This is a genomic window from Rhizobium leguminosarum, from assembly GCF_001679785.1.
Lineage (GTDB): Bacteria > Pseudomonadota > Alphaproteobacteria > Rhizobiales > Rhizobiaceae > Rhizobium > Rhizobium leguminosarum_R.
The window spans coordinates 1,249,544-1,276,094 of the sequence record NZ_CP016286.1 but is presented as its reverse complement, the minus strand read 5'-3'; the positions used below and the strand labels follow the sequence as shown (position 1 = coordinate 1,276,094).

Annotated in this window: 25 protein-coding genes and 1 pseudogene; 4 read left to right on the top strand and 22 right to left on the bottom strand. The window is 61.7% G+C overall.

Translation table 11 applies throughout. From position 1 onward, the window contains the following. Nucleotides 1-44 precede the first annotated feature (44 nt). A complete protein-coding gene (gene mazG / locus BA011_RS06510) occupies nucleotides 45-890 on the top strand; it encodes a nucleoside triphosphate pyrophosphohydrolase (protein ID WP_017960318.1) in 846 nt (281 codons plus the stop codon). Nucleotides 891-937: 47 nt separating this feature from the next. Here mazG and hflX read toward each other — a convergent pair whose 3' ends face one another. The 9 genes from hflX to dusB form a co-directional block, all read right to left on the bottom strand. Beyond that, entirely contained in the window at nucleotides 938-2,263 is a 1,326-nt protein-coding gene (gene hflX / locus BA011_RS06505) for a GTPase HflX (RefSeq protein ID WP_017960317.1), read from the bottom strand. A gap of 77 nt (nucleotides 2,264-2,340) precedes the next feature. Then, the gene (gene hfq, locus BA011_RS06500; protein ID WP_003539403.1) at nucleotides 2,341-2,583 is read right to left on the bottom strand and encodes an RNA chaperone Hfq; all 243 of its coding nucleotides are present in this window, start codon (nucleotides 2,581-2,583) and stop codon (nucleotides 2,341-2,343) included. 112 nt (nucleotides 2,584-2,695) lie between these two features. Beyond that, the gene (locus tag BA011_RS06495; RefSeq protein WP_065279830.1) at nucleotides 2,696-3,559 is read right to left on the bottom strand and encodes a D-amino-acid transaminase; all 864 of its coding nucleotides are present in this window, start codon (nucleotides 3,557-3,559) and stop codon (nucleotides 2,696-2,698) included. Nucleotides 3,560-3,624: 65 nt separating this feature from the next. Beyond that, on the bottom strand, nucleotides 3,625-4,989 hold the full coding sequence (locus tag BA011_RS06490; RefSeq protein WP_017960314.1) for a sigma-54-dependent transcriptional regulator: 1,365 nt from the start codon (nucleotides 4,987-4,989) through the stop codon (nucleotides 3,625-3,627). Further along, nucleotides 4,979-7,249: a sensor histidine kinase NtrY-like gene (locus BA011_RS06485; RefSeq protein WP_065279829.1), complete on the bottom strand. Its 2,271-nt coding sequence runs from the start codon at nucleotides 7,247-7,249 to the stop codon at nucleotides 4,979-4,981. The genes BA011_RS06490 and BA011_RS06485 overlap by 11 nt, the downstream gene beginning before the upstream one ends. Before the next feature lie 230 nt (nucleotides 7,250-7,479). After that, on the bottom strand, nucleotides 7,480-8,469 hold the full coding sequence (locus BA011_RS06480; RefSeq protein WP_065279828.1) for a potassium channel beta subunit family protein: 990 nt from the start codon (nucleotides 8,467-8,469) through the stop codon (nucleotides 7,480-7,482). Nucleotides 8,470-9,078: 609 nt separating this feature from the next. Continuing rightward, entirely contained in the window at nucleotides 9,079-10,530 is a 1,452-nt protein-coding gene (gene ntrC / locus BA011_RS06475) for a nitrogen regulation protein NR(I) (protein ID WP_017960308.1), read from the bottom strand. After that, nucleotides 10,527-11,681 (bottom strand): two-component system sensor histidine kinase NtrB, encoded by a 1,155-nt coding sequence (locus BA011_RS06470; RefSeq protein ID WP_027665947.1) that lies wholly within the window; start codon nucleotides 11,679-11,681, stop codon nucleotides 10,527-10,529. Before BA011_RS06470 ends, ntrC begins: the two co-directional genes overlap by 4 nt. Further along, the gene (gene dusB, locus BA011_RS06465) at nucleotides 11,678-12,694 is read right to left on the bottom strand and encodes a tRNA dihydrouridine synthase DusB (RefSeq protein WP_186806512.1); all 1,017 of its coding nucleotides are present in this window, start codon (nucleotides 12,692-12,694) and stop codon (nucleotides 11,678-11,680) included. The genes BA011_RS06470 and dusB overlap by 4 nt, the downstream gene beginning before the upstream one ends. Before the next feature lie 145 nt (nucleotides 12,695-12,839). Here dusB and BA011_RS06460 point away from each other — a divergent pair, with 145 nt between their 5' ends. Further along, entirely contained in the window at nucleotides 12,840-14,057 is a 1,218-nt protein-coding gene (locus BA011_RS06460) for a bifunctional 2-C-methyl-D-erythritol 4-phosphate cytidylyltransferase/2-C-methyl-D-erythritol 2,4-cyclodiphosphate synthase (protein ID WP_065279826.1), read from the top strand. Next, nucleotides 14,054-14,557 (top strand): CinA family protein, encoded by a 504-nt coding sequence (locus tag BA011_RS06455; protein WP_186806511.1) that lies wholly within the window; start codon nucleotides 14,054-14,056, stop codon nucleotides 14,555-14,557. Before BA011_RS06460 ends, BA011_RS06455 begins: the two co-directional genes overlap by 4 nt. Nucleotides 14,558-14,568: 11 nt before the next feature. Here the strand turns inward: BA011_RS06455 and BA011_RS06450 are convergent, their stop codons facing one another. Together BA011_RS06450 and BA011_RS44970 are read right to left on the bottom strand one after the other, a co-directional pair. Next, the gene (locus BA011_RS06450; protein WP_017993995.1) at nucleotides 14,569-15,024 is read right to left on the bottom strand and encodes a type II toxin-antitoxin system RatA family toxin; all 456 of its coding nucleotides are present in this window, start codon (nucleotides 15,022-15,024) and stop codon (nucleotides 14,569-14,571) included. A 9-nt stretch (nucleotides 15,025-15,033) separates the two neighbouring features. After that, nucleotides 15,034-15,134: pseudogene (locus tag BA011_RS44970) on the bottom strand (AAA family ATPase); the annotation flags it as partial. Nucleotides 15,135-15,374: 240 nt separating this feature from the next. On the opposite strand from BA011_RS44970, the gene BA011_RS06445 reads away from it, so the two are divergent. Further along, complete coding sequence (locus BA011_RS06445; RefSeq protein ID WP_237352591.1) at nucleotides 15,375-16,049, top strand: class I SAM-dependent methyltransferase; 675 nt, start codon at nucleotides 15,375-15,377, stop codon at nucleotides 16,047-16,049. Nucleotides 16,050-16,410: 361 nt separating this feature from the next. Here BA011_RS06445 and lipA read toward each other — a convergent pair whose 3' ends face one another. The 11 genes from lipA to eno form a co-directional block, all read right to left on the bottom strand. Next, nucleotides 16,411-17,382 (bottom strand): lipoyl synthase, encoded by a 972-nt coding sequence (lipA, locus tag BA011_RS06440; RefSeq protein ID WP_003559117.1) that lies wholly within the window; start codon nucleotides 17,380-17,382, stop codon nucleotides 16,411-16,413. A gap of 48 nt (nucleotides 17,383-17,430) precedes the next feature. Then, complete coding sequence (locus BA011_RS06435) at nucleotides 17,431-17,679, bottom strand: GlsB/YeaQ/YmgE family stress response membrane protein (protein ID WP_065279824.1); 249 nt, start codon at nucleotides 17,677-17,679, stop codon at nucleotides 17,431-17,433. Between the two features lie 37 nt (nucleotides 17,680-17,716). Continuing rightward, nucleotides 17,717-17,971 carry a GlsB/YeaQ/YmgE family stress response membrane protein gene (locus BA011_RS06430; RefSeq protein ID WP_017960300.1) on the bottom strand — a complete coding sequence of 85 codons (255 nt, stop codon included), beginning with the start codon at nucleotides 17,969-17,971 and terminating at the stop codon, nucleotides 17,717-17,719. A 78-nt stretch (nucleotides 17,972-18,049) separates the two neighbouring features. Further along, the gene (gene lpdA / locus BA011_RS06425) at nucleotides 18,050-19,498 is read right to left on the bottom strand and encodes a dihydrolipoyl dehydrogenase (protein ID WP_065279823.1); all 1,449 of its coding nucleotides are present in this window, start codon (nucleotides 19,496-19,498) and stop codon (nucleotides 18,050-18,052) included. 16 nt (nucleotides 19,499-19,514) lie between these two features. Continuing rightward, on the bottom strand, nucleotides 19,515-20,096 hold the full coding sequence (locus tag BA011_RS06420) for a GNAT family N-acetyltransferase (protein ID WP_065279822.1): 582 nt from the start codon (nucleotides 20,094-20,096) through the stop codon (nucleotides 19,515-19,517). Nucleotides 20,097-20,098: 2 nt separating this feature from the next. Beyond that, a complete protein-coding gene (locus BA011_RS06415) occupies nucleotides 20,099-20,740 on the bottom strand; it encodes an SGNH/GDSL hydrolase family protein (protein ID WP_065279821.1) in 642 nt (213 codons plus the stop codon). 18 nt (nucleotides 20,741-20,758) lie between these two features. Further along, complete coding sequence (locus tag BA011_RS06410) at nucleotides 20,759-22,123, bottom strand: pyruvate dehydrogenase complex dihydrolipoamide acetyltransferase (protein WP_065279820.1); 1,365 nt, start codon at nucleotides 22,121-22,123, stop codon at nucleotides 20,759-20,761. Nucleotides 22,124-22,138: 15 nt separating this feature from the next. Then, nucleotides 22,139-23,524, bottom strand: coding sequence for a pyruvate dehydrogenase complex E1 component subunit beta (locus BA011_RS06405; RefSeq protein ID WP_065279819.1), 1,386 nt, complete (start codon nucleotides 23,522-23,524; stop codon nucleotides 22,139-22,141). A gap of 15 nt (nucleotides 23,525-23,539) precedes the next feature. After that, nucleotides 23,540-24,586, bottom strand: coding sequence for a pyruvate dehydrogenase (acetyl-transferring) E1 component subunit alpha (gene pdhA, locus BA011_RS06400; RefSeq protein ID WP_065279818.1), 1,047 nt, complete (start codon nucleotides 24,584-24,586; stop codon nucleotides 23,540-23,542). A 145-nt stretch (nucleotides 24,587-24,731) separates the two neighbouring features. Beyond that, nucleotides 24,732-25,052 carry an FtsB family cell division protein gene (locus BA011_RS06395; RefSeq protein WP_017960293.1) on the bottom strand — a complete coding sequence of 107 codons (321 nt, stop codon included), beginning with the start codon at nucleotides 25,050-25,052 and terminating at the stop codon, nucleotides 24,732-24,734. Nucleotides 25,053-25,189: 137 nt separating this feature from the next. Beyond that, on the bottom strand, nucleotides 25,190-26,464 hold the full coding sequence (gene eno, locus BA011_RS06390; RefSeq protein ID WP_065279817.1) for a phosphopyruvate hydratase: 1,275 nt from the start codon (nucleotides 26,462-26,464) through the stop codon (nucleotides 25,190-25,192). Nucleotides 26,465-26,551 lie beyond the last annotated feature (87 nt).

Here is a 26,551-nt window from a genome sequence, read left to right as displayed (position 1 = left end):
CTGAACTGAGCCCACCGAACTGAAGCCCGCTGAACCGAGGCAACATGCAACCTTCCAAAGACATTTCGCGGCTGATCGAGATCATGGCGGCGCTGCGCCATCCCGAAACCGGCTGCCCCTGGGACATCGTGCAGAGTTTCGAGACGATCAAGCCCTATACGATCGAGGAGGCCTATGAGGTTTCCGACGCGATCGAGCGTGGCGACATGGACGATCTCTGCGACGAGTTGGGCGATCTGCTGCTGCAGGTGGTCTTTCACGCACGCATGGCCGAGGAGGCCGGCGAATTTTCCTTCGGCGACGTGGTCAACGCCATCACCGCCAAGATGATCCGTCGCCACCCGCACGTCTTTGCCCGCTCGGCGGCGGATACGCCGGACGCGGTGAAGAGACAATGGGACGAGATCAAGCAGGCGGAGAAACGCGAGCGCGCCGAGCGACGGTCACGGCGTGGCATCACCGAGGACTTCAATAGCGGCTTCCTCGGCTCGGTGCAGCGCAGCTTCCCGGCTTTGACGGAAGCGCTGAAGCTGCAGGAACGCGCCGCCAAGGTCGGCTTCGACTGGTCAGCGCCCGAGCCGATCCTCGACAAGATCGAGGAGGAGATCGGCGAATTGCGGGTAGCCCTTCGCGAAGGCGATCAGGCAAAAGTCAGCGACGAACTCGGCGACCTGATCTTCGCAGTCGTCAATATCGGCCGGCATGTGAAGGCCGATCCGGAACAGGCGCTGCGTGGCACGAATACGAAATTCCGGCGTCGCTTCAGCCATATAGAACAGGTTCTTGAAGCAGAGGGCGAGACGCTGGAGGCAGCCACTCTCGAACGCATGGAAGAAATCTGGCAGGCGGCGAAGGCGATTGAAAGAGCTGTGACGTCGGGGGTTGAGTAAGCGGAACGTTGCCACATCTCCCTTCCCACCGGGGGGAAGGGAATGCCTTACCGCTCCCAATCTTCCTTTGAAGACTTCTGTCCGTTGCCGATGCGGCGTTCGAGTTCGGTTGCCTCGGTTTCGGAGAGGCGCAGATCGAGCGTGATCGTGCCGTCCTCATTATCCTCGCGGCTGTCGACGATCGCGTGATCGTAAAGCCAGGGCAGCAGCGCCAGCTTGTCGACCGGAAGGCGGATCGTTGCCACGGTCATCACGCCTGACAGTCTCCGGCTGATCTCTTCCATCAGCGTGTCGACGCCCTCGCCGCTGACGGCGGAAACCGCGACCACGTTGCTGGCGCCGGCCGATTTCTGCACCATGGTGTCGTGCACCTCGGGCTCCAGCCGATCGATCTTGTTCCAGACCTCGATAAGCCGTTTTTCGGCTTCGGCCTCGTCGATGCCAAGATCGTTCAGGATGCGCATCACGTCGGAGCTCTGCGCCTGGTTGTCGGCATCGGACATGTCGCGGACATGCAGGATGAGATCGGCTTCCAGCACCTCTTCCAGCGTCGCCCGGAAGGCGGCGACCAGATGGGTCGGCAGGTCGGAGATGAAACCGACGGTGTCGGAGAGGATGACGGTGCGGCCGTGCGGCAGCTTCATGCGCCGAAGGGTCGGGTCGAGGGTTGCAAAGAGCATGTCTTCGGCCAGCACGCCGGCGCCGGTGATGCGGTTGAAGAGCGTCGACTTGCCGGCATTGGTATAGCCGACCAACGCCACGATCGGGTGCGGCACCTTGCGGCGCTTGGCGCGGTGGAGCTGGCGGGTGCGCACAACTTGCTCCAGCTCGCGTTCGAGCTTGATGATGCGGTCCTGCAGCATCCGCCGGTCGGCTTCGATCTGGGTTTCGCCCGGGCCGCCCATGAAGCCGCCACCGCCGCGCTGGCGTTCAAGGTGGGTCCAGCTTCGGACCAGGCGGCCCTTCTGATAATTCAGATGGGCGAGGTCGACCTGCAGCGTGCCTTCCTTGGTGGAGGCGCGGCGGCCGAAGATTTCGAGGATGAGACCCGTCCGGTCGATGACCTTGGCGTTCCATTCCTTTTCGAGGTTGCGCTGCTGCACCGGCGTCAACGGATGATCGACGATGACGAGACCGGAATCGCGCTCGTCGAGCAGCGCCTTGATCTCCTCGATCTTGCCGGTGCCGAGCAGTGTGGCCGGTCTCGGATCGTTGACCGGGACGATCGAGCCGTTGACGACATCGAGGTCGATCGCCTGGGCAAGGCCCGTCGCCTCTTCGAGCCGGCTTTCTGGCGTGCGGGTCGATGCCGATTCGCTCTGGCCGCCGCGACTGCGCGATTTCAGAACCGGCACGACGACGGTCGCGCGCATGTCGTCCCTGTGCTTGGCGGCCTCAGGGATGATCGAATCGTTCTTGGTATCGCGTGTCGAAATGACGGCTGATCCTGTTAGGACGCGGCTTCTTCGCTCTCGAACATCTGCATGGGCTGGCCCGGCATGATCGTCGATATCGCATGCTTATACACGAGCTGCGAGTGGCCGTCACGGCGAAGAAGAACACAGAAATTGTCAAAAGACGTAACAACGCCCGTGAGTTTCACGCCGTTGATCAGAAAGATTGTCAGGGAAATCTTTTGCTTGCGAACAGTATTGAGAAATAAGTCCTGAAGATTCTGAGAACGTTCCGCCATCGCGCCGCTTCTTTCTTTATTGCCGACCTGATCTGGCCGGTAGAATATCAATCAACCTCACCATGCGAAGACCGGTGGCATCCTCATTCCACCTGTCCAGCAAATCTTGGTATCAAATCGCAATCTTTTCCGCAACGTCGAAAAAGGCCTCGCGGACTTTCTGCGAAACGCTGCCCGGATGACCGTTGGCAATGGCCTGACCATCGACGGAAACGACCGGAAAACAAATGCTTGTGGCTGCAGTGAGGAAGACCTCGCGGGCCGCGAGCATCTCCGAAACGGAGAAATTCCGCTCCGCGATCGTCAACCCCAGCTTGGCCCCGACATCCATCAGAGTGGTGCGGGTAATGCCGCGCAGAATGCCGTATTCGGCCGGTCGCGTCACCAGCGTTCCGTCCGGATCGACGATCCAGACATTGGTCGCCGCCCCTTCCTTCACCATGCCGTCGCCGTCGACATAGATCGCTTCCTGGGCGCCGGCCTCCTTGGCCTGCTGGCGGGCCATGGCATTCGGCAGCAGGCCGATGGACTTGATGTCGACGCGGTCCCAGCGATTGTCGACAAGGGTGATAGCCCTGATGCCGTTGGCGTTCTTGGCGGCAATGATCCTGGCATCGGTGCTCTTGGCGGTGATGACAAGCGAGGGCGGCGTTCCCTCGGCCGGGAAGACATGATCGCGGCGGGCGACGCCGCGCGTCACCTGCATGTAGAAAAGCCCGTTGCGGACATGGTTGCGGCGCAGCGTCTCGCGAATGACCTGCGTCAGCGCCGCCCTGCCCATCGGCCAGGCGATGCGCAACTCACCAAGCGATCGGTCGAGACGGTTCAGATGGCGCGTGAGGTCGACGATATAGCCGTGGCGCACCTCGCAGACCTCATAGACGCCATCGGCGAACTGGTAGCCGCGATCCTCGATATGCACGCTGGCATCGGAATGCTTGACGTAACGGCCATTCACATAGGCAATTCTCGGCATGGGAAACCTGGTCTTCCGGGAAGCAATATAGGGACGCGGCGCGGCCTCGGCCGTGCCGGAAACGATCAGACGCCGAGCGACTTCAGCTTGCGGTGCAGCGCCGAACGCTCCATGCCGACGAACTCCGCGGTGCGCGAGATATTGCCGCCGAAGCGGTTGATCTGGGCGATCAGATAATCCTTCTCGAACATCTCGCGGGCTTCGCGCAGCGGCAGCGTCATGATGTGATAGTCGTTCTTGGCGGACACCTTCGGCAGCATGTCGCCGAGATCGGTCGGCAGCATGTCGGCGGTGATCGGCGCATCGGGGCCGTCGGTGCGGGCAAGGATCATCAGCCGCTCGATATTGTTGCGCAGCTGGCGGATGTTGCCGGGCCAGTCATGCGCCTGCAGCACGGCCATGGCGTCGTCGCCGATACGGCGCGGACGGATGCCGGCCTGCTCGGATATCTGGCGCATCAGTTGGTCGACGAGGAAGGGAATGTCCTCGCGCCGTTCGGCAAGTGCCGGCACACGCACCGGCACGACAGCGAGGCGGTGATAGAGATCTTCGCGGAACCATCCCTCGGCGATGCGGCTCTCGAGATTGTAGGCGGTCGAGGAGATGATGCGGACATCGACCTTGACGCGCTTGGAACCGCCGACCCGCTCGAACTGCTGATCGACCAGCACGCGCAGGATCTTGTTCTGCGTCTCGCGCGGCATTTCGCCGACTTCGTCGAGATAGAGGATGCCGCGATGGGCTTCCTCGAGCGCGCCGATCTTGCGTGCCTGGCCGGGCGTGCCCTCGGTGCCGAACAGCGCCACTTCCATGCGGTCGGGCGTGATGTTGGCGGCGTTGATCGCAACGAAGGGGCCGTTGGCGCGAGCCGACTTCTTATGGATCATCCGCGCCACCAGCTCCTTGCCGGAACCCGACGCGCCGAGGATCATGATGCGGCTGTTGGTCGGTGCAACCTTCTCGATCGTCTGGCGCAGCTGCGAAACGGCAACCGAGGTGCCGATCAGCTCCAGCGCGTCGCCGGTGCGGCGCTTCAGATCGGAGACCTCGCGCTTCAGCTTGGAATTCTCCAGCGCGCGTTCGGCGATCAGGATCAGCCGGTCGGCCTTGAAGGGCTTTTCGATAAAATCGAAGGCGCCGCGCTTGATCGCCGAGACGGCGGTCTCGATGTTGCCATGGCCTGATATCATCACCACGGGCAGTTCCGGATGGCGGGTCTTGATCTCGTCGAGCAGCGACAGACCGTCGAGCTTGCTGCCCTGCATCCAGATATCGAGGAAGATCAGCCGCGGTACGCGATCGGAAATTGCCGCCAATGCGCTGTCGCTATCATGGGCCGTGCGCGTCTCGTGCCCTTCGTCCGAGAGAATGCCGGAAACGATCTCGCGAATATCGTGCTCATCGTCGACGACGAGAATATCAGAGGCCATAAACGCTTTCCTTGTCATTGGCTGCGGGAGCGGCAGGCGTCGGATCCAGGCGTGGCAGGTGCACGCGGATCATGGCCCCTCTTCCCCGGTCAAAATCGGCGGGCGCATCATGCAGCTCGAGCTGCCCGCCATGTTCCTCGATGATCTTCTTGACGATGGCGAGGCCGAGGCCGGTGCCCTTCTCGCGCATAGTCATATAGGGCTCCAGAATGCTGTGGCGGTTCTCCACCGGCAGGCCGCGGCCATTGTCGATCACGTCGACGGTGAAGCGGTCGCGGCCGGTATCGAGTGCGGCGCGGACGAGAACCTTGCGTTCGTCCCGCTCGTCGCTCGGAACGGCCTCGATCGATTCGACGGCATTCTTGATGAGATTTCCGAAAGCCTGGCCGAGCATGCGGCTGTCAAACAGGCCCTCCAGCGGCTGGTCGCCGAAATCCTGCTCGAAGGTGACGTGATGGTTGCCCATCTCGCGCAGGAAGATCGCGTCGCGCAGAATATTACGCAGATCGCTCGGCTCCTTGGTCGGCTTGGGCATGCGGGCAAAGGCGGAGAACTCGTCGACCATGCGGCCGATATCGCCGACCTGGCGGATGATCGTATCCGTGCACTGGTCGAAGACGGTCCGGTCACCCGGGTCGATCTGCTTGCCGTAGCGGCGCTGAATGCGCTCGGCGGACAGCTGGATCGGCGTCAGCGGGTTCTTGATCTCATGAGCGATGCGCCTTGCCACGTCGCCCCAGGCGGTCGAGCGCTGGGCGATGACGAGATCGGTGATGTCGTCGAGCGTGATCACGTAGGATTCGCTCATGTCGCGCACTTCCTCGCGGGTGACCTGCACGCTCAGCGTCCTCACCGTGCCGCCGCGCACCAGCGCGATCTGCTTGCGGAAATCGCCGCGATGACGCACCGCCGCCTCGGTCAGCACGTGATCGACCTCCGGCGCGATGTCGACCAGCTGCTTTCCGAGCATTTCGTCGGCCGACAGCGACATCAGCGTCTCGGCCGAGCTGTTGACGATGGCGATGCGGCGGTCCTGCTCGACGCCGATGACGGCGGCAGTGACGCCCGACAACACCGCCTCGATGAACCGGCGGCGGTCGTCGACCTCGTCCTTGGCCTCGAGGATCTCGTCGCGCTGGGTGCGGATTTCCGAGATCATCTTGTTGAAGGTGCGCGACAGATTGGCGACGTCGCCGTCGACGGCATGCACCGGCACGACGATATCCATATTGCCCGATGCAACGCTGTCGGCCGCCGTGATCAGCAGGCGGATCGGCCGGACGATGCGGTCGGCGACGGCGATCGCGGTCCAGATCGCCGCCAGCAATACGATTAGCGCGAAGCCGATATAGAGCACGGCAAAGGCGACCTGCAGCGAGAAGCGATTGGCCTCCATCGATCGGTATTCGGTGGCGTTCTCCTCCATCATGCGCATGGCGCCCATGACCTTGGGATCGACGGCGCGTACCGTGTAAAGGAAGGTGCCCTGGATGGCATCGAGCTTGATAATGGCGCCGACGAGGTTAGTGACGCCCGGCGGGATCAGTGTCGGCTGGCCGGCAGCCGCCTTTTCCAGCGCGTCCTGCGGGATGGCCGGCAGCGGCTTTTCGGTGGCGATATCGGCCTGGACGATCACCGAGCCGTCGCGCTCGACGAGGAAGGCGCCAAGCAGGCCGCGGCCCCTCGCCTGGCGGGTCATCAGATCGGCAAAGCCGGTTCTGTCGAGGCTATAGAGCGCGCGGTTGCGCTCCAGGTCGTTGGCCATGGAGACCGTCTGCCCCTGCAGATAGCTGGCATTCTCCATCATGTACGCCTGGCCGATATTGCGCGACGAGCTGACGATCGACTGGGTGCGCAAGGCAAACCAGCGGTCAAGACCGGCATTCAGCGTGATACTGGCGAAGATGGCGACGAGGATCGCCGGCGTGATCGCGACGATCGAGAAGAGCACGACGATGCGGATGTGCAGGCGGGCCGCCGCACGGCCGCGGGTGCGGGCTTTCAGCAGTCTTGCCACCTCGCGGCCGATCAAGGCGAGCAGCGTCAGGACAAAGAAGGAATTAACGATCACCGAGGTGATGACGACATGCGAGGTCGGGGCGATCGGCGTCAGGCCGAGCAGCACGAACAACGTGGCCGTGGCGCAGAGAAGCGCGCCGCCAGCGAGCACAAGGCCGGGTACGGCAAAAAGGGCGCGGCGGTCGGTCACCGTCGTCACCGTCTCGCCCGCCGCCGCCGGCGATACCCCATCCTGCGTCATTCGGCCTCTCTTCAGACGGCACCCGCCGCCCTCGCCATCCGATCGAAAACCAAGCAACGCCGGCTTAAAAAGCCAGCGCTGCAACGACTCGATCGGGAGCGAATGTCCAAAACCCTTGCGTGACCTTTAAGCAACGCATTGTGGCGAAAATGCAACGCGTCTGGTCACATTGTCAAGCCATGCCTCCCTCGACGAGCCTTAATTTGACCCGCTGAGGAAGTTTGTTTTCTCTAGAAGCGACGTGGTCCTTCGGGCTTGTTGCCGACGATCGTGTCGATCCGGTCCAGCACGTCAGACGTCATCTTCTGTCTGTGGGAGAGGGCCGCGAGATTGTCCTGCAGCTGGCTGGCGCGCGAGGCTCCAAGAATGACGGTCGAGACATTCCGGTTGGCGAGGCACCACAAAAGGGCGAGATGGGTGATCGATAGGCCGATCTCCTCGGCGAGCTTTGCCAGCTCGCCAACTTGTTTGAGCTGGGCCCGGCCGGCATCACTGGACCACTTTTCCTTCAGCCATTCATAGCCCGGCAGGTTCATACGGCTGTCGGCCGGCACACCGTTATTGTACTTGCCGGTCAGGACGCCCGAGGCGAGCGGTGACCAGATCGTGGTGCCAAGGCCGATCAGGTCGTAGAGCGGCAGATAGTCGGATTCGACCTTCTGACGTTCGAAGATGTTGTACTGCGGCTGTTCCATGGTCGGCGGCGTGATGCGCAAATCCCGGGCGACGGCATAGGCCTCCGTCAATTGCTGCGCGGACCATTCCGACGTGCCCCAATAGAGCACCTTGCCCTGGGTGACGAGATCGTGCATCGCCCGGACCGTTTCCTCGATCGGCGTGTCGATATCCGGGCGGTGGCAGAAATAAAGGTCGAGGTAGTCGACCTGAAGCCGCTTGAGCGCTGCGTGGCAGGCATCCGTCACATGTTTGCGCGACAGGCCGCGCTGCGTCGGCCTCTCACCTCCCCAGAAGACCTTGCTGGAGACGACGAAGCTGTCGCGGCTCCAGCCAAGCTTGCTGAGCGCCTCGCCCATAACGATTTCGGACTTGCCGCTCTCATATCCCTCGGCATTGTCGAAGAAGTTCACCCCGTTGTCATAGGCAAGCTTCATGAGGTCGACGGCGTCGCCTCCATTGACCTGCTTGCCGAACGTGACCCAGGAACCGAAGGAGAACTCGCTCACTTGCAGGCCCGACTTTCCCAAACGTCGATATTCCATCATGCAACTCCCACAAATTATGAATATGTGCCGGTTTGTCACCGGGATCGGCGTCGCCCGATCGATCGACGACCGATTGGCGTAATCTATGGCATGCGCAACGATATGCGAGGCTCAGCCAGCCAAGTTGACCAAAACACGATGTCGCAGTTTCCGTCAGCCCCCGACCGTAAAGAAAAGGGCGCTCCACGACATCAGTCGGAGCGCCCCGTGGCATGCGATCGACGACGTTTGCGGCGGAGGTCGACAGCTGCAACGGCAGAATGATGAGATTCGGAACGGATAGGCAACATGCGATTGGCATCTGCGACATTATCGCCCGCTGATTGATCGTGTCATCCACCGGATATCCACAGCCTATCCACAGGCACCGCGACAATGATCGCAGCAACTTCAATGACATTCGCCTGTCGGTAAACCACTCCTCACAAATGCTTATGTGACTGTGAAATGACACCGCATCTTTGTTTGTCTGCTTGGATACAAACCGTGGCCCGGCTCAGATAGGCTCACCGTTCCTCCCGACCGTGGCGGCGGACGCCGGGAGGGGTGGGCGGTGGGCAAACATGAGGGCCCGCCGCCTTCTTTTCATCGCGCCGCCGAGCGACCTCAGGCGGTTCGGGAACTCCTGTAGACCGAGACGCCGAGCTCCCTGATCTTCTTGCGCAAGGTGTTGCGGTTGAGACCGAGAAGATCGGCCGCCTTGATCTGGTTGCCGCGTGTCGCCGTCAGGGCGGCGAGGATCAGCGGATACTCCATTTCTGTCAGCACGCGATCATAGAGGCCGGGCGGCGGCAGATTGTCGCCGAAGCCGGCGAAGTAGCTGCGCATGTTCTCCTCGACGGCCTGGGCGATCGTCATCGAGCCGCTGCGCATCGGCCCCTTGTCGATCGGGCTGTCGGGCACGTCGGAACGCAGTTCCGCGTCGATGATCTCGCGGGTGATGACTTCCTGCGGATAGAGCGCCATCAGGCGGCGGATGAGGTTTTCCAGCTCGCGGACGTTGCCCGGCCAGGCATAGGCCTTCATCAGTTCGAGCGCTTCCTGATCGAAACGCTTGGAGCCAAGACCTTCCTTTTCGGCCTGCTGGATGAAATGGCGCACCAGATCGGGAATGTCCTCGGCGCGGTCGCGCAGCGGCGGCAGGCGCAGTGGCACGACATTGAGGCGGTAATAGAGATCTTCGCGGAAGAGGCCCTGGTTGATCGCCTGCTTCAGGTCCTTGTTGGTGGCGGCAACGATGCGCACGTCGGTGCGGATCGGCGTGCGGCCGCCGACGGTAGTGTATTCGCCCTGCTGCAGGACGCGTAAGAGCCGCGTCTGGGCGTCCATCGGCATGTCGCCGATCTCGTCGAGGAAGAGCGTGCCGCCTTCGGCCTGCTCGAAGCGGCCGGTCGAGCGGGTCTGCGCGCCGGTGAAGGCACCCTTCTCATGGCCAAAGAGTTCGGATTCGATCAGGTCGCGCGGGATCGCCGCCATGTTGATTGCGACGAACGGGCCGTTGCGGCGCTTGCCGTAATCATGCAGCGCGCGGGCGACGAGTTCCTTGCCGGTGCCGGATTCGCCGGTGATCATCAGTGTCAGGTCCGTCTGCATCAGCCGGGCGAGCACGCGGTAGATTTCCTGCATCGCCGCCGACCGGCCGACGAGCGGCATGCCGTCCTGCATGTCGTCTTCGAGCTTGGCGGGCTTGCGCTTCGGCTCGGCCAGCGCTCGGCCGATGATGCCGATCAGCTCGGTGAGGTCGAAGGGCTTCGGCAGATAATCGTAAGCGCCTTTCTCCGAGGCCTTGATGGCGGTCATGAAGGTGTTCTGGGCGCTCATGACGAGGACCGGCAGGTCGGGCCGCGCCTTCTTGATGCGCGGCAGCAGATCGAAGGCGTTCTCGTCGGGCATCACCACATCGGTGACGACCAGATCGCCCTCGCCTGCCGAAATCCAGCGCCAGAGGGTAGCGGCGTTGGAGGTGATGCGGACGTCATAACCGGCGCGGCTCAAAGCCTGGTTGAGCACGGTCCGGATGGCCGCATCATCATCTGCAACGAGGATCGTGGCTGTCATCGAGAAGGTCCTGTCGAGCTTGCTATAGAGGCGTCTTCAAGCGAGGCGTCCTTCGACGCCGGCATGAGAACGCGGAATGTCGTGCGGCTGTTCTGGCTGTCGCATTCGATGATGCCGCCGTGATCGCCGATGATCTTGGCGACGAGCGCCAGGCCGAGGCCGCTGCCGTTCGGCTTGGTGGTGATGAAGGGATCGAAGAGATGCGGCAACAGATCGAGGGGAACGCCAGGGCCGTTGTCGTGGACGCAGAATTCCAGCGGCAACGAGATCTTTTCGCGCGTGCCGGCGACCGAAAGACGGATGCCCGGGCGATAGGCCGTGGTCAGCATGATTTCGCCGTCCGGCCGATCGCCGACCGCTTCGGCGGCGTTCTTAACCAGATTGAGGAAGACCTGGACGAGCTGGTCGCGATTGGCATAGACGGCCGGCAGCGACGGATCGTAACTCTCGGTGACGCGGATGTTGCGGGCAAAACCCGCCTTGGCGACGGCCTTCACATGATCGAGCACCGAATGGATATTGACCGGCATGCGGTCGACAGGGCGTTCGTCGGAAAAGACTTCCATCCGATCGACCAGCGAGACGATGCGATCGGTCTCGTCGCAGATCAGCCGGGTCAGCGCACGGTCCTCATCGACCGCGGACTGTTCGAGCAGCTGGGCAGCACCCCGTATGCCGGAGAGCGGATTCTTGATCTCATGCGCCAGCATCGAGGCAAGGCCGGTCACCGAGCGGGCGGCGGCGCGATGCGTCAGCTGCCGGTCGATCTTGTCGGCCATCGAGCGTTCCTGAAAAACGATGACGACGGCGCCGGGCTCGCTAAGCACCGGGGCGACATAGAGATCGACGAGCTTGTCCTGGCCGAGGCGGGGCGAACTCAGGTCGACGCGATATTCGTTGACCGGCGCCTTGCGCTCGCGCACCTGGTCGATCAGGGCAAGCAGCGGGCTGCCGAAAGGAATGAAGGTCGAGATGCGGTAACGAGCCAGATGCGAGGCGCTGGCGCCGAAAAAGGCCTCGGCTTCCCAATTGGCGAAAACGACGAAGCCGGATTCGTCGACCATGACGACGGGATTCTGGATAGCGTTCAGCACGGCCATGGCGACGGTCCCGCCGGCGTGATCGGACGGAGATGTCATATCCTTCATCATGCCGCCTCCCGGCTGTCGACAATATTCACAGCCAACGCATCGTAAAGGCGCGTCGCCACCTCGCGCGGGTCGCGCGAGGTCATGATCTCGGCCTTTTCAGCGCCTGACAGAGCCGGGGCGAAACGCTGGAGATACCAGCCAAGGTGCTTGCGAGCGTGGCGGATTGCCACCGCTTCGCCGTAGAAATCCAGCATCATCCGGTAATGCTCGACGGCGATCTCGGCGATCTCCGGGGATTGCGGTGCGGGCGCACCTGATATGACGCCGGCATGCCACGGCCTGCCCTGGCAGCCCCTGCCGATCATCACGGCATCGGCGCCGGAGCGGCGCAATATTTCCTGCGCGTCAGCTGTGGTTTCGACATCGCCGTTGGCGACCAACGGAATGGCGACCACTTCGCGGACGGCGCGGATCGCATCCCAATCGGCGCGGCCTTCATAGAATTGCATGCGGGTGCGCCCATGAATGGTCACAAGCTGGATGCCGGCCGCCTCGGCGCGGCGGGCGATATCAGGCGCGTTGATCGAATTCTCATCCCAGCCAAGGCGCATCTTCAGCGTCACCGGAATGTCGACGGCTTTGACCGTCGCCTCGATGAGGCCGAGCGCGTGGTCGGGGTCGCGCATCAGCGCCGAGCCGGAATAACCGCCGATCACTTTCTTTGCCGGACAGCCCATGTTGATGTCGATGATATCGGCGCCGTGATCGGCGGCGATCTTGGCCGCCTCCGCCATCCAGTGCGCCTCGCGCCCGGCAAGCTGCACCATATGCGGCCGGAAGCCCGCAGCGCTGAGCCGCGACCAGGATTCAGCCGTGTCGTTGACCAGTTCGCGGCTCGCCACCATCTCGGTGACGACGAGGCCGGCGCCGAAGCGCCACGCAAGCTCGCGGAAGGGCATATCCGTGACGCCGGACATCGGCGCCAGTACAACGCGGTTCCGCACGGACACGGGTCCGATTCGAAAAGGCGCTGCGAGGTCCTGGGAAATCAAATGATTATCTTTCGGGCACACAATAGAACTGCATTATTTTTAGCCATTATTCCCTGACTTGCCAAGGGGGCTGGGAGGGGAATTGATATTTTTCGGGCAGATGCTGGAAAAGGCCAAAGCAAGACGTTAGAGCACTCGGGTCAATTCCGCATATTTTAGGGGATTTATGCTGCAAATGCCTTCTAAGCAACCGATATCGGCTGGAATTGTCATCGTGGCGGCTGGCCGCGGCGAGCGCGCAGGATCCTCCAAGGAAGGCCCCAAGCAGTATCGCATGATCGGCGGCAAGCCGGTTATCGTGCATACGCTTGAAAACTTCATGACATGGGAAGCAGCAACTGAGATCGTCGTCGTCATTCACCCCGATGACGAGGCGCTGTATGCGAGAGCCTTCCGCCACATCATCTCGGCAACGCCGATCGAAACGGTGCATGGGGGTGCGACCCGGCAGCAATCCGTGCTCGCCGGCCTCAGATACCTCAAGGACAAGCACATCAGCCATGTACTGATCCATGATGCCGTGCGGCCGTTCTTCGATCATGCGCTTCTCGATCGCATCGCCGAGAGCCTTGACGCCGGGGCGCCGGCGGTGCTGCCGGCGATCCCGGTCATCGATACGCTGAAACGCGCCGACAATACCGGCACCGTGCTGACAACGGTTTCACGCGAGCATCTCTACGCGGCCCAGACGCCGCAATCCTTCGCCTTCGACAAGATCCTCGAGGCGCATGAGAAGGCAGCCGCGAGCGGACGAAGCGATTTCACCGACGACGCCTCGATCGCCGAATGGATGGGCATTCCGGTGACGATCGTCGAGGGCACGAACGACAACGTCAAGCTGACGGTCAAGAACGATATCGCCATGGCCGACGACAAGCTCTCGTCTTCGCTGCTTCCGGACGTGCGCACAGGCAACGGCTACGACGTGCACCAGCTCGTAGCGGGCGATGGCGTGACACTCTGCGGCGTGTTCATTCCGCATGACCAGAAACTGAAAGGTCACTCGGATGCCGACGTTGCGCTGCATGCGCTGACGGACGCGCTGCTCGCCACCTGCGGCGCCGGCGATATCGGCGATCATTTCCCGCCGTCCGACCCGCAATGGAAGGGGGCGGCCTCGCGGATCTTCATCGAGCATGCCGCCCGGATCGTGCGCGAGCGCGGCGGCACGATCATGAATGCCGACGTCTCGCTGATCGCCGAGGCGCCCAAGGTCGGCCCGCATCGCGACGCCATGCGGGCGAAACTATCGGACTATCTCGGCATCGATATCGAGCGTTGCTCGGTCAAGGCGACGACCAACGAGACGATCGGCTTCGTCGGCCGGCGCGAAGGCATCGCGGCGATCGCCACGGCGACCGTCGTCTATCGCGGAAAGAAATGATGAGCCTTTTTCCTCAGGATATTATTTCGACGGCGGAGGCGATCGTCCGCGACTTCACGGCTGCAGGGCTGATGGTCTCGACCGCCGAATCCTGCACCGGCGGGCTGATCGCCGGGGCGCTGACGGAGATTTCGGGTTCGTCCGCCGTCGTCGACCGCGGCTTCGTCACCTATACGAATAGCGCAAAGATCGAGATGCTCGGCGTGCAGACGGAAACGCTTTCGCGTTTCGGGGCGGTCTCCGAGGAAACGGCGCGGCAGATGGTGCATGGCGCCCTCTTCCGCTCACGCGCCGAGATCGCCGTCGCCGTCACCGGCATTGCCGGCCCCGGCGGCGGATCGCCGGAAAAACCGGTCGGCCTCGTGCATCTCGCCGCCAAATCGCGCGCCGGCTCGCTCATCCATCGGAAAATGCTCTATGGCGATATCGGCCGCAGCGAGGTTCGATTGGCAACGATCAGGACGGCGCTGGAGATGGTGCGCTCGCTCCTTGCTGCCTGACGCCGGTTCGCTCATCGGGCCGGCGTGTAGATCCTGTTTGCGCGCGTCTCGAAGGCTTCGGTGAACATGCGGAAGGCGCGGTCGAACATCGAGCCCATCAACGCGCCTAGGATGCGGCTCTTGAACTCGTAGTCGATGAAGAAATCGACGGTGCAGCCGCCAGATGGCGTCTCGGCAAAGTGCCAGCGATTGTCGAGATATTTGAAGGGGCCATCGATATATTTGACCTCGATGACGTGTTCGGCCCGGTTCAGCAGCACCTGCGTCGTGAAGGTCTCGCGGATCGCCTTGTAGCCGACCGTCATGTCGGCGACGAGCAGGATCTTGCCGTCGCGCTCCTTGCGGCTCCTGATGGCGAGTGCTTCGCAGAGCGGCAGGAATTCCGGATAACGCTCGACATCGGCGACGAGATCGAACATCTGCTCGGGCGTGTGCGGGACGGGACGGTGCGTTTCGAATTGCGGCATAAGCCGCAATTAATCGGGCGGGCCGAGAAGATCAAGAAGCTCGCGCATCTGGGCCCGGGATTTTAGCTGAAGAACCGGCACTTCGGGCCGTGCTCGGCGATGCCCGCGATGGCCTAAATATTCTCATCGTCGGCACCGCGGATCCCTAACAATCACTGACAAGAGAAGGCTGTTGCTTCTCGCTCGTCATGGCGCCAATAGAAATAAACAAATATCCATAAAATACTCCGCACATCCTATCGGAACTCAATATTTCTGATGGATCATAGATATCTATACAATCTACTCTCGCCAATAATATCTCTTGTTTGATACCACCACATAACCTACAGATTGCCGACAATTTATGGATGATCGCGCGAATGAGCTTCTTGACAGAACACTTTATCAGAAATGCACAAGATATACTTTCAGTTGGCAACATACCATTCGACTCGAAATTTCTACGGGCTGAGTTTTTGTCCGATCACCGATTGAAGAGCAGACAATTCCTCTGCGATTTGTTCCCCAAGGGTGGTGTCGGCGCCGAGTTTGGCGTGTTCACCGGATTGTTCTCGACCATTCTGCTTGATCGGGCCAAACCGAAATCCGCCTATTTCGTCGACCCTTGGTGGCTGATTTTCGGAAATCACTATCCAGACTGGGGCGTCTATACCGCCAATGGCCGGTTATCGACGAGCCGCGCCCACGATGTGGCCTCGCGACGTATCAAAAGATCTGCGCAAGGCGCAAGCGTATCGGTTCATGTCGACTATTCGGTGTCTTTCCTGGAGCAGCTTCCCGACAACCATCTCGACTGGGTCTATCTGGATTCTTCGCACTCCTATGATGGCACGGCCGAGGAGCTCAAAGTGTTGCGGTGTAAGGTAAAATCGGGCGGTATCGTCGCCGGCGACGATTGGCACGACGCTCTCGATCACGCCCATAGCGGCGTCGCGGTCGCCGTTCGCGAAGCAGTCGGCGCCGGCGCGTTCGAGATGATCGGCAGCTATCCCGCGTTGCAATGGGCTATCCGCCGGCCCTGAGCTGACATTGCAGTTGCATTTTTGATTTGATGGAGACGCAGCGAAGGTCGAGCGCTCGTGAGAGCTGCTGCCGGACACCGATCCAGAACACGGCCCGGGAGATTGCCGATGCCGGCCCCTCATCCGCCTGCCGGCACCTTCTCCCCGTAAACGGGGCGAAGGGACATGCCGCACCGGCTTCCCCCAACCTCAACGTTGCGTTTGCCACGTCCCCTCGCCCCGTTTTTACGGGGAGAGGGTTAGGGTGAGGGGCAGCCATCCGCGCGAACCAGACAGCAAAAGGACAAAGCCCGAGCATGATGAAGGAAGAGTTGTTCGGCAGTCTCAGCAGTCTGACCGCGACGAAAATCGCCGCCGGATCTTACTCGGCTGCCATCAGCAGCTTCTTCTCGCGCGCAGCTCTCAGCCGGGCAAAGTCGTCGCCGGCATGGTGGGAGGAGCGGGTCAGCGGGCTGGAGGCGACCATTAGGAAGCCCTTGCTGTAGGCGACGGTCTCGTAGGACTTGAACTCGTCGGGCGTGACGAAGCTTTCTACCTTATGGTGCTTGCGGGTCGGCTGCAGGTACTGGCCGATCGTCAGGAAGTCGACATCGGCGGTGCGCAGATCGTCCATCAGCTGGAGGACTTCATTCCGCTCTTCGCCGAGACCGACCATGATGCCCGATTTGGTGAACATGGTGGGATCGAGTTCCTTCACCCGCTGCAGCAGGCGGACGGAATGGAAGTAGCGGGCGCCGGGGCGAACCGTCAGATAATTGCCGGGCACCGTTTCCATATTGTGGTTGAAGACGTCGGGTTTGGCGGCGACGACGCGTTCCAGCGCACCCGGCTTCTTCAGGAAGTCGGGAGTCAGGATCTCGATCGTCGTCATCGGTGAGGCCGCGCGGATTGCCCAGATCACCTTTTCGAAGTGTTCGGCGCCGCCGTCCTCCAGGTCGTCACGGTCGACCGAGGTGATGACGACGTGGCTGAGGCCCATCTCCTTGACCGCCTTGGCGACATTCTCCGGCTCGGCCATGTCGAGCGCGTTCGGCTTGCCGGTGGCGACATTGCAGAAGGCGCAGGCGCGGGTACAGATCTCGCCCATGATCATGAAGGTCGCGTGCTTCTTGTCCCAGCACTCGCCGATATTCGGGCAGCCGGCCTCCTCGCAGACGGTGACGAGCTTGTGCTCCTTCACGATCGCGCGCGTCTCGGCATAACCCTTGGAGGTCGGCGCCTTGACGCGAATCCAGTCCGGCTTGCGCATGACTTCCGTATCCGGCCGATGCGCCTTCTCCGGATGCCGCACGCGCTTGGCGTCGGGATTGATCGTATCGAGGATCGTCACCATTGCAGTTTCAGCCTTCTACCGCCCCTATGCGGCAAATCTCATTCGGATCTAGCGCCGCACCAGCCGCGCAAGGAATATCAACAAGCAGGCGCCGAGGAAACCCGTCACGAAATAACCGAGCCGCCCGCCGACCACCTCGAGATGAAACTGCGCGAGGATGGCACTTGCGACGACCGAGCCGACAATGCCGAGCACGATATTCAGGAAAATCCCGAAGCGCGCTTCCATCAGCTTGCCGGCGAGCCAGCCTGCAAGCCCGCCGATGATGATTGCCGAAATCCAGCCGACGCTTTCCATGCCTTCCCCTACCCTCAAGTTGGCCCTCAGTTGCTCTTCAAGCGACCGCTCTGGCGATCAGAACCACGATGATGGCACCGACGGTGGCGTGGATGATCTGCACCACAAGCGCATTTTCAATGCCCAGCGAAATGCCGAGCGTGCTGAACAGATAGCCGCCGACGAAGGCGCCGATGATGCCGCTCAGCAGGCATCTTATCAGCCCGCCGCCACCGACGACCAGGCTTGCAAGGAAGCCTGCAACCAGGCCGATCAACAAAAACACCAGCAACGCCTGCGTCTCCATAGACATGATGATTTCCTTTCGTTTTTTTCCACCCTGGTGGAGGTGGCTTTGCCACCCCGACATAAAGGGCGGCATTGGAAAGTATCAAGCGTTCAGAACGCGGCCGTACGCATCGAGCACCGCTTCCTTCATCGTTTCGGACACAGTCGGATGCGGGAAGATCGTGTGCATCAGCTCTTCCTCGGTCGTCTCGAGATTCATCGCGACGACGAAGCCCTGGATGAGTTCGGTGACTTCGGCGCCGACCATATGGGCGCCGAGCAGTTCACCGGTCTTCTTGTCGAAGATTACTTTCACCATGCCCTGGTCTTCACCGAGCGCGATCGCCTTGCCGTTCGCTGCGAAGGAGAAGCGGCCAACGCGGATGTCGCGGCCCAGTTCCTTGGCCTTGGCTTCGGTGATGCCGACGGAAGCGACCTGCGGATTGCAATAGGTGCAGCCCGGGACCTTGCCCTTGTCTGTGGGATGAACGTTCGGCAGGCCGGCGATCTTTTCGACGCAGACGACGCCTTCATGCTCTGCCTTGTGCGCCAGCATCGGTGGGCCGGCGACATCGCCGATCGCATAGATGCCCGCGACATTGGTCTTGCCGTAGCCATCGATGACGACGCAGCCGCGGTCGGTCTTGACGCCGAGCGCCTCGAGACCGAGATTTTCGATATTGCCCTGAACGCCGACGGCCGAAATCAACCGGTCGGCGGTGATCTGCTGTACCTTGCCATCGGCCGTCTCGACATGGGCGGTGACGCTGTCGCCGGCCTTCTCGACCTTGGTGACCTTGGCGCTGGTGAAGATCTTGAGGCCGCGCTTTTCAAGCTGCTTGCGGGCGATCGCGGTGATCTCGGCATCCTCGACCGGCATGATGGTCGGCATGACTTCGACGACCGTCACGTCGACGCCCATCGAGCGATAGAAGCTGGCGAATTCGATGCCGATCGCGCCCGAGCCCATGACGATCAGCGACTTCGGCAGAACATCCGGCTTCAGCGCCTCGAAATAGGTCCAGATCAGCTTGCCATCCGGCTCGATGCCGGGCAGCGCGCGCGGGCGGGCGCCGGTGGCGATGATGATGTGCTTGGCGGTATAGGTGCCCTCGCCGCTCTTGACGTTCTTCGGCAGCGGATGCTGCGGTTCGACGACGGGCTTCGACGACTTGCCGACGACGATCTCACCGGGCTTGGTGATCTTCGCTTCGCCCCAGATGATGTCGATCTTGTTCTTCTTCATCAGGAAGCCGACGCCGGCATTCAGACGGGCGGAGACGGCGCGCGAACGGCCAACGACGGCCTTGGCATCCGGCTTGACCGTGCCTTCGAGAACGAGGCCGTAATCCTTGAAGTGATTGGCGTGGTCGAGCACCTCGGCCGAGCGCAGCAGCGCCTTGGTCGGGATGCAGCCCCAGTTCAGGCAGATGCCGCCCATATGCTCGCGCTCGACGATCGCGGTCTTGAGGCCGAGCTGGCTGGCGCGGATGGCAGCGACATAGCCGCCGGGGCCCGAACCGATGATGATGACGTCGTAGGATTCAGCCATGTGTTTCCTGCCTTTGTTACGCTGCGCTGCGGGTCATGAGCACCCAAGCATGTCTCTTGCTGTTTTCGAAGAGCGGCACGGCATCGGCGCGCGCAGCCTCCAGGAATCCGTTTCTTCCATAAAGCGACAAAGCCGCTTCGTTGTCGCTTGCGGTGATCAGGCTGACGGGCCGGCGATCGGCCCTGTCGATCTGATCGTCCAGCAGCCTCCGTCCGATGCCGATGCCGCGCAGATGGCGATAGACGCCGAGACTGCCGATGAACCAGCTTCCGACCACCGTCTTCTGCAAGGCGAGCATCGGTGCGGTCGCCGGAATCGTCGCCTCGATATCGCCTATCCCCTCATTCAGCGCATGGCCGATCGCCACACCCGCGACCTCCCCATAGGCCTCGGCAATGACGGCATCCCGCCAGCCGCCGACAGCTTCCTCCTCGCCCATCTTCAGCCGGCCCAGCTCCAGCGGCGTGTCGCTCACGCCGTTTTCCACACCGGCAAACCAAAGCCAGGAGGCAAAACCGCGAGATGCGATATCCGCCAGAATCGCCAGCTCCGAGGCATCCCGCCGTGAGGCCTGCCGGAGGGCGATGAAGGAGGTCATGCTCAGATCCCCAGCATCATCCGCACGATCGATTCCAACCCGCGTCCAAGCGCACGCGTATTCTCCGCATCGAGGTGAATGCCATCGATCGGTGTGGTCTTGGCGACGGAATTGCCGTCGAAGAAGCCGCAACCGAGTTCGTCGGCAAGATCACGATAAAGCGTCGCAAGTTTTGCCGATTCCTCGATGCCGCCGGGAAACGATGCGGCGAAGGGCACATTGCCCGTCGCGCGGATCGCCGGCGGCGCCACGATCAGAATCTCCGGCCCATCGAATTCGAAGGGCCAGGCATGATTGCGGATCAGCCGCACGAGCCGGCTGATGCCCTGGCATGCGGCAAAGGCCGAGCCTGCCACGACCGGCTTCATGTCATTGGTGCCGAGCAGAAGGATGACGAGGTCGAGCGGCGCATGCGTCTGCAGGATCGTCGGCAGGATGCGCGCACCGTTGCGGTCGCAATCGGCGAGATGGTCGTCGAAAGCGGTGGTGCGACCGTTCAAGCCTTCGGCGATGATACGCGCGTCACCGCCGAGCGCTGCCTGAAGCACGCTCGTCCAGCGATTCTTGTAATCATGACGGCCGATCGTCTCGGCGTCATAACCCCAGGTCAGCGAGTCGCCATAGCAAAGAACGGTCTTGGTCATTTCCGCCTCGTGCCGCTATCAGACAAGCATGCCCATCGGGTTCTCGATGTAGCCCTTGAAGGCCTGGAGCAGCTCGGCGCCGAGCGCGCCATCGACACAGCGATGGTCGGTCGAGAGCGTGACCGACATTACGGTGGCAATCGCCATTTCGCCCTTCTTGACGACGACCCGCTGTTCGCCGGCGCCGACCGCGAGGATCGTCGCATGCGGCGGGTTGATGACGGCTGAAAACACCTTGACGCCCATCATGCCCATGTTCGAGACCGAGCTGGTGCCGCCCTGATATTCCTCGGGCTTCAGCTTGCGGTCCTTGGCACGCTTGCCGAGATCGCGCATCTCGTTGGAGATCACCGACAGCGTCTTTTGCTCGGCCTTGCGGATGATCGGCGTGATCAGGCCGCCGGGGATCGAGACCGCGACGCCGACATCGGCATGCTTGTGCTTGACCATGTTGTTGTCGGTCCAGGAGACGTTGGCATCCGGAACGTCGCGCAGCGACAGCGCCATGGCCTTGATGACCATATCGTTGACGGAGAGCTTGTAGGCCGGAGCGCCGCCATCCTTTCGCGGGGCCGCATCGTTGAGCTGGGCGCGCAGCGCCAGCAGCGCATCGAGCTCGCAATCGACGCTGACGTAGAAATGCGGGATCGTCTGCTTGGATTCGACCAGGCGCTTGGCAATCGTCTTGCGCATGCCGTCATGCGGCACGAGCTCGTAGGAGCCCGGTTCGAAGAGCTTGAGCACGGCCTCCTCGGAAGCGCCCTTCGGTGCAGCAGCGGCCGGCGCCGGCGCGGCAGCCTGCGGGGTGGCAGCGGGTGCAGGCGCAGCGGCAGCCTTGGCGCCACCGCCGGCAACGGCGGCCTCGATGTCGCTCTTGACGACGCGGCCGTGCGGGCCGGAGCCTGCGACTGCAGAAAGGTCGATACCGGCTTCCTTGGCCAGCCTGCGGGCAAGCGGCGAAGAGAAGGTGCGGTTGCCATCAACCGAAACTGAGGCGGGTGCGGCGATGTTGGCAGGCGCCGCAGCCGGAGTAGACGGGGCCGGAGCCGGTGCAGCTTCGGCCTTCGGCGCGGCTGCACCGTCTGCCTTCGGTGCCGGGGCGGAGGAACCCGCACCACTGGCGGCAGCGGAGACATCTTCGCCATCGGCGGCGAGAACCGCGATCAGCGCATTGACTTTGACGCCTTCGGTGCCGGCGGCAACGACGAGCTTGGCGACCGTGCCTTCATCGACGGCTTCGACTTCCATCGTCGCCTTGTCGGTCTCGATCTCGGCGATCACATCGCCGGACTTGACCTTGTCGCCTTCCTTGACCAGCCATTTGGAAAGATTGCCTTCCTCCATGGTCGGAGAGAGGGCGGGCATCGTGATATTGATCGGCATCGAAACACCCTCCCCTTATTTGTAGCAAACAGCCTTCACCGCATCGACCACTTCGCCGACGTTCGGAAGGGCGAGCTTTTCGAGATTGGCGGCGTAAGGCATCGGAACGTCCTTGCCTGCGATCGTCAGGATCGGCGCATCGAGATAGTCGAAGGCCTGCTGCATGACGCGGGTGGCGATTTCGGTGCCGACGGAGGACTGCGGATAACCTTCCTCGACGGTGACCAGACGGCCGGTCTTCTTCACCGATTCGATCACGGTCGGCAGGTCCATCGGGCGGATGGTGCGAAGGTCGATCAGTTCGACGTCGATGCCGAGCTTCTCGAGTTCGGCGACAGCCTTGGTTGCATAACTCATGCCGATTCCGAAGGAGACGACCGTGACGTCCTTGCCCGGACGATGGATACGCGCCTTGCCGATCGGAAGGACGAAATTGTCGAGCTTCGGCACATCAAAATGCTGGCCGTAGAGAATTTCGTTTTCCAGGAAGATGACCGGGTTCGGGTCTCGAATTGCCGCCTTCAGCAAGCCCTTGGCGTCGGATGCCGTATAGGGCATGACGACCTTCAGGCCGGGGATTGCGCTGTACCAGGCCGCATAGTCCTGGCTGTGCTGGGCGCCGACGCGAGCCGCTGCACCATTCGGGCCGCGGAAGACGATCGGAGCGCCCATCTGGCCGCCGGACATATAAAGCGTCTTGGCAGCGGAGTTGATGATCTGGTCGATCGCCTGCATGGCGAAGTTGAAGGTCATGAACTCGACGATCGGCCGAAGGCCGGCCATGGCTGCACCGACGCCGACGCCGGCAAAGCCGTGCTCGGTAATCGGCGTATCGACGACGCGGCGCGGACCAAATTCCTGCAGCAGCCCCTGCGTGACCTTGTAGGCGCCCTGATATTCGGCGACTTCCTCGCCCATGACAAAGACGTTTTCGTCGGCGCGCATTTCCTCGGCCATGGCGTCGCGGAGCGCTTCGCGCACGGTCGTCGACACCATTTCGGTGCCGGCCGGGATTTCAGGATCGTTCGGAACGACAGCCTTCGGCTCGGCCGGAAGGGGTGCTGCGGCAGAACCCGTGTTGGTCGGCTTCTCTTCCTGGGCAACTTCCGGCGCTGGCGCGGCCGCCGGCTTGGCGGCGGAAATGTCCGAAGCGGATTCGCCGTCCTGCAGCAGCACGGCGATCTTGGTGTTGACCTTGACGCCTTCGGTGCCGGCATCGACGAGCAGCTTGCCGATGACGCCTTCGTCGACGGCTTCGACTTCCATCGTCGCCTTGTCGGTTTCGATTTCGGCGATCACGTCGCCAGAGGTGACCTTGTCACCTTCCTGCTTCAGCCATTTGGACAGCGTGCCTTCTTCCATCGTCGGAGAGAGGGCGGGCATGAGGATATCGATAGGCATGGGTTCCCTCCCCGATTACAGCAGAATGTCGGTGTAGAGCTCGGATGCATCCGGCTCCGGATCGGCCTGGGCGAAGTCGGCGCTGTCGGCGACGATGTCGCGAACATCCTTGTCGATCGCCTTCAGGTCGTCTTCGGAAGCCCAGCCCTTTTCGACGAGGCGAGCCTTGACCTGTTCGATCGGGTCATGCTCGGAGCGCATCTTTTGCACTTCGTCCTTGGAGCGATACTTCGCCGGGTCGGACATCGAGTGACCGCGATAACGATAGGTCAGCATTTCGAGAATGATCGGGCCCTTGCCGGAACGGCAATGTTCGAGCGCCTCGTCGGCTGCGGCCTTGACGGCACGCACGTCCATGCCATCGACCTGAATGCCGGGAATGCCGAAGCCGGATCCGCGCAGCGAGTAATTCGACTGCGCGGTGGCGCGTGCGGTCGACGTGCCCATGGCGTAACGGTTGTTCTCGACGATATAGACGATCGGCAGCTTCCAGAGAGCCGCCATGTTGAAGCTCTCGTAGACCTGGCCCTGGTTGGCGGCGCCGTCGCCGAAATAGGCGATGGAGACATTGTCATTGCCACGGTAGCGGTTTGCAAAGGCAAGACCCGTTCCGAGCGAGACCTGGGCGCCGACGATGCCGTGGCCGCCGTAGAAATGCTTCTCTTTCGAGAACATGTGCATCGAGCCGCCCTTCCCGTGGGAATAGCCGCTACGACGCCCGGTCAGTTCCGCCATGACGCCGCGCGCTTCCATGCCGGTTGCGAGCATGTGGCCGTGGTCGCGATAGGCGGTGATGACCTGGTCGCCTTCCTTTTGCGCCATCTGCATGCCGACGACGACAGCTTCCTGACCGATGTAGAGGTGGCAAAAGCCGCCAATGAAGCCCATGCCGTATAGCTGACCGGCCTTCTCCTCGAAGCGGCGGATCAGCAGCATCTCGCGATAGGCCTTGAGCTCCTCATCGCGATCGAAGTCGGCTACCGGGCCTCCATTCGATGCTTTGGCTGCCGGTTTTGCTGCAGTTTTGCGGCTGGAAACGGTCGCGGTCTTTCGCGGCGCCATTCAACCCTCCCTATGGGTTTGTCGGTTCTTGGTGGCGCGTACCATAGGGAAGAAATATGACCACAGCAATGCCATAATTGCATGGCTCGTATTCGGTGGTAATTTGTTGAAATAGCTATGAAAATTTCAATTAACCAGTTTCTAGTTAATTGGAATAGTGGTTGAAAACGACGATCTCGTCGGCGCGCGACATGTTGAGCTGATAGCGCGCTTTTTCGTCCAGCATATCCTTGTCGAGCGAGCCATCACTCAAGAGCGCGACCTGATTTTCCAGATGTTCGCGCTTTGCTTTCAAGACGGCAAGCTCTTTTTCACGCGCGACACGCTGACGCTCGAATGTCTCCGTCGCGCGCAGGCCGTAATCGCCATGGATGCAATGATAACCGAAGTAGGAAAGGAAGGCGACCGTCATGGCAGGAATGACGAAGCGACCGATTCTTCTCTTCTTATGATGCTTTGTCCACATACACGCATGCTCTTGAACGCATTACCAATTCATTCAATCTAGCGCGCAGAGATTAACCGTTCGTTGACTCTAAAAAACGGGCAAGAAAAAACCCGCGCCGGGAAGGCGCGGGTTAAACGATCAAAAGTCAGATCCGATCAGCCGCGGATGATCGAGCGGCCGGCATACTGGGCCTGAGGGCCGAGGCCTTCTTCGATGCGGATCAACTGGTTGTACTTGGCAAGACGATCGGAACGCGACAGCGACCCGGTCTTGATCTGGCCGCAGTTGGTGGCGACCGCGAGATCGGCAATGGTCGAATCTTCCGTCTCGCCGGAGCGGTGCGACATGACGGCGGTATAGGCCGCCTTGTGCGCCGTGTTGACGGCATCGAGCGTCTCCGTCAGCGTGCCGATCTGGTTGACCTTGACGAGGATCGAGTTGGCAACACCCATGCGGATACCGTCGCGAAGACGGGCGGAGTTGGTGACGAAGAGATCGTCGCCGACGAGCTGGGTCTTCTTGCCGGTCAGGTCGGTCAGCGTCTTCCAGCCGTCCCAGTCGTCTTCGGCCATGCCGTCCTCGATCGAGATGATCGGATAGTTGGCGGCGAGCTCGGCCAAATACTCCGCCATGGCGCCCGATTCCAGCGTGCGGCCTTCCCCTTCGAGAACGTATTTGCCGTCCTTGAAGAATTCGGTCGAGGCGCAGTCGAGGCCGAGGCACATGTCGTCGCCCGGCTTGTAGCCGGCTTTCTCGATCGACTTCATGATGAAGTCGAGGGCCTCAGGCGCGCTCTTCAGTCCCGGTGCGAAACCGCCTTCATCGCCGACATTGGTGTTGTGGCCCTGGCTAGCAAGTTCCTTGCGCAGCGTATGGAAGACTTCCGAACCCATGCGGACGGCTTCGGCGATCGAATCGGCGCCGACCGGCAGGATCATAAATTCCTGGAAATCGATCGGGTTGTCGGCATGGGCACCACCATTGATGATGTTCATCATCGGCACCGGCAGAAGGCTGGCGGAAGCGCCGCCGACATAACGGTAGAGCGGCAAGCCGGACGCCTGGGCAGCAGCCTTGGCGACGGCGAGCGACACGCCGAGGATGGCATTGGCGCCGAGACGAGACTTGTTCGGCGTGCCGTCCAGCTCGATCATGATGTTGTCGATCTGGATCTGGTTTTCGGCGTCGATGCCGCCGATCGCGTCGAAGATCTCGGTGTTGGCGGCTTCGACCGCCTTTTCGACGCCCTTGCCCAGATAGCGCTTGCCGCCGTCACGCAGTTCGACCGCCTCATGCGCGCCCGTCGAGGCGCCCGAGGGAACGGCCGCGCGGCCCATGCTGCCATCTTCGAGATAGACATCGACTTCGACGGTGGGGTTGCCACGGCTATCGAGAATCTCGCGGGCGATGATATCGGTGATTGCAGTCATGGGTTCTTCCTGCTCGGTGGGTGATAAATGATTCGAAACCTGTCTTAGTCGAAGGCGTGCAAATTACAATGCTGCAATAGCCTTCGG

Excerpts from the sequence above, each read along its gene's own strand:
- BA011_RS06485 (WP_065279829.1), bottom strand. The coding sequence starts at position 7,249 with ATGACGCAGGATGGGGTATCGCCGGCGGCGGCGGGCGAGACGGTGACG.
- hflX (WP_017960317.1), bottom strand. The coding sequence starts at position 2,263 with ATGCGCGCGACCGTCGTCGTGCCGGTTCTGAAATCGCGCAGTCGCGGC.
- BA011_RS06480 (WP_065279828.1), bottom strand. The coding sequence starts at position 8,469 with ATGGAATATCGACGTTTGGGAAAGTCGGGCCTGCAAGTGAGCGAGTTC.
- BA011_RS06460 (WP_065279826.1), top strand. The coding sequence starts at position 12,840 with ATGCTGCAAATGCCTTCTAAGCAACCGATATCGGCTGGAATTGTCATC.
- BA011_RS06405 (WP_065279819.1), bottom strand. The coding sequence starts at position 23,524 with ATGCCTATCGATATCCTCATGCCCGCCCTCTCTCCGACGATGGAAGAA.
- mazG (WP_017960318.1), top strand. The coding sequence starts at position 45 with ATGCAACCTTCCAAAGACATTTCGCGGCTGATCGAGATCATGGCGGCG.
- BA011_RS06470 (WP_027665947.1), bottom strand. The coding sequence starts at position 11,681 with ATGATGAAGGATATGACATCTCCGTCCGATCACGCCGGCGGGACCGTC.
- BA011_RS06490 (WP_017960314.1), bottom strand. The coding sequence starts at position 4,989 with ATGGCCTCTGATATTCTCGTCGTCGACGATGAGCACGATATTCGCGAG.
- BA011_RS06415 (WP_065279821.1), bottom strand. The coding sequence starts at position 20,740 with ATGACCAAGACCGTTCTTTGCTATGGCGACTCGCTGACCTGGGGTTAT.
- eno (WP_065279817.1), bottom strand. The coding sequence starts at position 26,464 with ATGACTGCAATCACCGATATCATCGCCCGCGAGATTCTCGATAGCCGT.
- ntrC (WP_017960308.1), bottom strand. The coding sequence starts at position 10,530 with ATGACAGCCACGATCCTCGTTGCAGATGATGATGCGGCCATCCGGACC.
- BA011_RS06420 (WP_065279822.1), bottom strand. The coding sequence starts at position 20,096 with ATGACCTCCTTCATCGCCCTCCGGCAGGCCTCACGGCGGGATGCCTCG.
- hfq (WP_003539403.1), bottom strand. The coding sequence starts at position 2,583 with ATGGCGGAACGTTCTCAGAATCTTCAGGACTTATTTCTCAATACTGTT.
- lpdA (WP_065279823.1), bottom strand. The coding sequence starts at position 19,498 with ATGGCTGAATCCTACGACGTCATCATCATCGGTTCGGGCCCCGGCGGC.
- BA011_RS06450 (WP_017993995.1), bottom strand. The coding sequence starts at position 15,024 with ATGCCGCAATTCGAAACGCACCGTCCCGTCCCGCACACGCCCGAGCAG.
- BA011_RS06395 (WP_017960293.1), bottom strand. The coding sequence starts at position 25,052 with ATGTGGACAAAGCATCATAAGAAGAGAAGAATCGGTCGCTTCGTCATT.
- lipA (WP_003559117.1), bottom strand. The coding sequence starts at position 17,382 with ATGGTGACGATCCTCGATACGATCAATCCCGACGCCAAGCGCGTGCGG.
- BA011_RS06410 (WP_065279820.1), bottom strand. The coding sequence starts at position 22,123 with ATGCCGATCAATATCACGATGCCCGCCCTCTCTCCGACCATGGAGGAA.
- BA011_RS06435 (WP_065279824.1), bottom strand. The coding sequence starts at position 17,679 with ATGGAAAGCGTCGGCTGGATTTCGGCAATCATCATCGGCGGGCTTGCA.
- BA011_RS06455 (WP_186806511.1), top strand. The coding sequence starts at position 14,054 with ATGATGAGCCTTTTTCCTCAGGATATTATTTCGACGGCGGAGGCGATC.
- BA011_RS06430 (WP_017960300.1), bottom strand. The coding sequence starts at position 17,971 with ATGTCTATGGAGACGCAGGCGTTGCTGGTGTTTTTGTTGATCGGCCTG.
- pdhA (WP_065279818.1), bottom strand. The coding sequence starts at position 24,586 with ATGGCGCCGCGAAAGACCGCGACCGTTTCCAGCCGCAAAACTGCAGCA.
- BA011_RS06495 (WP_065279830.1), bottom strand. The coding sequence starts at position 3,559 with ATGCCGAGAATTGCCTATGTGAATGGCCGTTACGTCAAGCATTCCGAT.
- BA011_RS06445 (WP_237352591.1), top strand. The coding sequence starts at position 15,375 with ATGATCGCGCGAATGAGCTTCTTGACAGAACACTTTATCAGAAATGCA.